This window comes from Methylomagnum sp., from assembly GCF_054333355.1.
Map to the genome: position 1 here is coordinate 1 of NZ_JBTEKS010000380.1, position 4,111 is coordinate 4,111.

Genomic DNA, 4,111 nt, shown 5'->3' on the forward strand with positions numbered 1-4,111 from the left:
CCCAGGGAATAGTAGGTCCGCTCCAGCACCGAGCCGTCCTCCAGCCTTGCCGAGAATGTCATCCCGTTGGCGTGGCGGGGCAAGGTGGTGGCGGCGTCGAAGATCAAATCCCGCTCGTAGACGAACGGCAATTCCCACACGCCGCCCAGCCTGATCCGGCCCGAGGCTTTAATCGCCGCCACCTTGCCCGGAATCGTGCCGGTGTCGATGCGCGTGTAGTCCTCGCCGGAGAGGCCCATCAGCGCGGCCACGTCGGTGCCGTGGCCCGCGCCCGTCTTGGCGAGGGAGCCATAGAGCCTGACGACCACGCCCGTCACGGCCGCCGGGTCGGGCAATGCCTGCACGAACTGACCCGCCGCCCGCCATGGGCCCATGGTGTGGGAACTGGAAGGGCCGATGCCCACCTTGATGATTTCGAATGCGCTGATGGATTCCATAGGCCACCCACAGATTTAATGAACAGGGTTGGTAGAAGCACAGGGGCATTGTGCGGGCGTGGTCCCCCGTGTGGCAACGTGATTGGCCCGCACATTCTGTTCGCTATTCCGGCAGGGATGCTTGGTGAAGCCCATCATGGACGAAGCCACCCAGGCGTCCCCGCCAGTCCTGACCAGCGCCGAGCCGATGAACCAAGGCCGGCTTCCTCAAGGCTCGACCCCCAGATAGGCGCCCGTCAAATCCTTCGGGTCGGTTTGCAGGTAGTAATAGCCCCTGCCCGCGCCATCGACCACCACGCGGTAGTTGTAGGGGGTTCCCAGGCTGTCGGTTTCGCGCAGCGTGCCGGTGCAATCGGGGTTCAGCTTGAACTGGCCGGTGTAGCTGGCCGTCTCTGGCTGCCCGGCATAATTGCTGATGGCGAGGCCCACCAGATTCCCCGCGCCGTCATGCGCCTCCCGCTGAATCACGGCGTTGGGCTGCCACCGCCCCTTCACGACGCTGAATCCCGCTTGCGTGCTTAGCACGACGCCTTTCAGGGTGTCCGGGGCGCAGGCGGTCACGGTTTGGGGGGACAAGCTCCCGGTGATAGTGCTGCCCCGGGTGAGGTCGATGCTGTAGGTCCGGCGGGTGGTGGGCGAGACCACCACGGAGCTTCGCCAGAGTCCTGAGGATGGCCTACGGCTGACTAGGCCGGTGCAATCGGCACCCACATTCGCTTGGCCGGTGTAGGTCATTGCCTTGAAGCGCTGGCCTAGCCGCTGCCAGACCGTGCCGGAGACCCGCCCGTCCGCGCTCCAATCCTCAAGGTAGAGGCGGGATGACGGGGTCGAGCGTCCGTTGATCCGGGCATAGCCGTTATCCAAGCCGATATAGCGTCCCGCCAAGTCGGCGAGTTGGCAGGCATTCCCGGCCAAGGCGGGCGAGCAGGCGATGGCGGCGAGGCCCGCGCAGACGACGCGGCTATGGCATAAAGCCCCGGAACGGGGTGCTTGGCGGGACGCATTGAAGTTCATGGCTCGGCACTCTTATGGGTAAAGGTAAATGGCCGAGGATAATGGAATTTGGCTGGCGGGAATATGGCTCGGGGTTTCCGCTTCAGGGCAACCGCGCCATGTGCATGGGTTCGCCTGTCTTCTCCCCCGCCCGTGGGTAGAGGGACACCGCCATTAAGCCAAGCCGGTCTAAACCGCGTCCCATTTGAAACACGAAATTCCATAACCAACCGTCAGATGCCTTGTATGGGATGGGTGCAGCGCAGCGAAACCCATCACAACAGGCTAAGCGGCATGATGGGTTTTGCTATCGCTCCACCCATCCTATGAGTTACGGTTTTCAAACAGGACGCGGTTTAAATCCAAACTTTAGTTTGGATAAAGGTGCGCCTCATTGAAGATTCTTGCCTAATCACAGCACAGGTAAGGGATTTCCCTTACGACTTTTCGTGGCCCGCCGACCAAACTGGATTCAGGGACCGCCCCCCGGTCTCGATGGCCCGCTGGCCGGGAATCCTCGACACAGGCTCAATGGGCCGCAAGGCCGCGTGATGCTTGACGCCCGCCCATCTTCCATCCGCCCCGAAGAGCTTGCGAAGACGCGGCCCCACCGGGAGCTCAGGGTTTTGGCTCGGGATTTGCTCTGGCTTGGCTGCTTGCGTGAACGGGCTGGTTGGCCCGGTGGTGGAGTGGGGTCGTCCCCCGGCGGCGGCCACTTCACCCCCGCCATCGGCGGGGCGAACGGCACCTCAGGACTCTACGCCGCCACCGTGGAAACCGTGCCGGTCCCCACCGCCGCGTGGCTGTTCGGCAGCGCGGTCATGGGCCTGTTCGGCACCGGTCGCCGGAAACAAGCGGCCGCTTAAGCGATGCATTGATGACGTCGCCGCCTGCTGAGGCGGCGATGTTGTCATTGAAAGTCCAATATCATCAAAAGAGTGAAATTCAATGAATTCAAGACTACGCAAAGTCATCGTCGGCCTTCTCGGCACGGTCGCCTTGGCCGGCTTTTCCTCTCAGGCGAGCGCTTTCGGGGGCGAGGCATACAGCATCGGCGCCTTCACCGGGGCGACGATCAACTCCACCGGCCACGCCGCCCCCTTCAAATCGTGGACCGACTATGGCGCGGAAAACTTAGGATGGGTGCATACCGCCGGCTTCGCGACCCTGCAAGTCGGGTCGGCTTCCGACATCGCCAATGGCGTCACCTACAACGTGGTGCTTACCATGACCGGCGAGGGGAGCGCCGGACTCGCCACCGCCAGCACCCTGGACAATCCCGCCTTCACCGTCTGGACCGGCGGCGCCAATCCCACCAGCACGGGCGGCGGCGGATTCCATAAGTTCAATCAACTTCGCGGCCCCTCCGGACCCGGGGAAAGCCTCACCACCAATGACGCCTTGACTTCGGGCGGCGTGCTGGCGGGTTCCAATGGCTGGGTGGGCTACGCCAACTCGGGCTTCGTGGTGGCCAATTCCGGCGGCAATACCGTGGCCCATGGCGGCGTGAACGGCGGTTCGCCCTGGCTCACCAATCCGGGCGCGTCCTCCTGGTCCTACAGCCAGCTCAACCAGAATAATTCCTCCACGGCCCTCGACTACGCCAGCTTGACCCTGGCGGGACTCAAGTCGGGCTATTACCTGTTGGCGCTGGGGGGAAGCTGTGGCGACCCGAACCCCGCCAGCAATTGTGGAATCGGCCAGAACTACGGCCTTCAGGTTTCAGCGGCCCCCGTCCCCATCCCCGCCGCCGCCTGGCTGTTCGGCAGCGCGGTCATGGGCCTGCTCGGCATCGGTCGCCGGAAATCGACCGCCGCCTGATAAGTCGTTCCCATTCAAGCCGGATGGCTGGGCCGTCCCGGCGAACGCAGCGAAACCCCCGGCTTCGGTTTGGCCGGGACCGGGGGTTTTTCATCCGGCCCCACCAAATTAAGCCAAATCCCATAGTTAATGCGCGTTTGCCCGCACGTTACATTCCCGGTTCGACCATGGCCCTGGAAATCCCGTGAATACCAAGGGGTTTAAGCGGTTGGCCTGTTCGTTGCTTTCCTTGGGGCACGGCTCGGTTCGGCCTTCCGCTCGGCAGCCAGCCGACGATGGCCCGAACGCGCTCCCGCCGCGATGACTTTCGCGGAGCCGGTTTGCCGCCGGCGACCGGCCTTGACCTCCGCGCAACCACGCCCGTTTCGGAGCCGGCCGCGTTTGGCGGGTGCCACGAACCCGCCGCTTTTTATTCCTCGCTCGACGTCCGCCCAAAGACGCTACGGATTCCGGCCGTGCGCTTTCGCGCCAACGTCCCCAAAAATGGGTGTCCCCATGAAAAAACGAATAACACTGGCCTCTCTCCTCACGCTTGCCCTTGGCCTCGCGCTTTGGCAAACCCAAACCCCTGATGCCCCGTTCACCGGCCATGGCGATTCCGCCAGTTTGGGCGGCGTGTTCAACCGCTGGAAGACCGCCTACGAAAGCCGGGGCGGTTCCCGTGTCCTGCATCTGGGCCTGTCCCCGTCCAAGGCGCTGTCCCGCGCCGCCTCGGGCGCCACGGGCCGGGCCGCGCTGGATCTGGCTGACGGGCGCTTCCGGGTTGATGTGGACGGCCTGCCGGGCGATGCCGCCTACGAGGTCTGGCTACTGGATAATCACACCGCCGCACAAGGCGCGGGCGCTGCCCCGGCCAAATC

General features: G+C 64.1%; 5 protein-coding genes. 3 read left to right on the top strand and 2 right to left on the bottom strand.

What is annotated here, in order from left to right; all coding sequences use genetic code 11:
* Both ACXWUF_RS19645 and ACXWUF_RS19650 read right to left on the bottom strand, forming a co-directional pair.
* Positions 1-437: serine dehydratase beta chain (locus tag ACXWUF_RS19645; RefSeq protein WP_458496276.1), on the bottom strand; the 437-nt coding region annotated here is incomplete at its 3' end.
* Between the two features lie 207 nt (positions 438-644).
* Positions 645-1,451, bottom strand: a complete 807-nt coding sequence (locus ACXWUF_RS19650; RefSeq protein ID WP_458496277.1) for a hypothetical protein — start codon at positions 1,449-1,451, stop codon at positions 645-647.
* A gap of 668 nt (positions 1,452-2,119) precedes the next feature.
* On the opposite strand from ACXWUF_RS19650, the gene ACXWUF_RS19655 reads away from it, so the two are divergent.
* From ACXWUF_RS19655 to ACXWUF_RS19665, 3 genes are all read left to right on the top strand, one after another.
* A complete protein-coding gene (locus ACXWUF_RS19655; RefSeq protein ID WP_458496278.1) occupies positions 2,120-2,296 on the top strand; it encodes a hypothetical protein in 177 nt (58 codons plus the stop codon).
* Positions 2,297-2,378: 82 nt separating this feature from the next.
* The gene (locus tag ACXWUF_RS19660; RefSeq protein WP_458496279.1) at positions 2,379-3,251 is read left to right on the top strand and encodes a hypothetical protein; all 873 of its coding nucleotides are present in this window, start codon (positions 2,379-2,381) and stop codon (positions 3,249-3,251) included.
* A 495-nt stretch (positions 3,252-3,746) separates the two neighbouring features.
* Positions 3,747-4,111, top strand: a 365-nt coding sequence (locus tag ACXWUF_RS19665; protein ID WP_458496280.1) for a hypothetical protein, incomplete at its 3' end; no start/stop codon positions are given.

Coding starts and splice junctions, on each gene's coding strand:
- ACXWUF_RS19650 (WP_458496277.1), bottom strand. CDS start 1,451: ATGAACTTCAATGCGTCCCGCCAAGCACCCCGTTCCGGGGCTTTATGC.
- ACXWUF_RS19660 (WP_458496279.1), top strand. CDS start 2,379: ATGAATTCAAGACTACGCAAAGTCATCGTCGGCCTTCTCGGCACGGTC.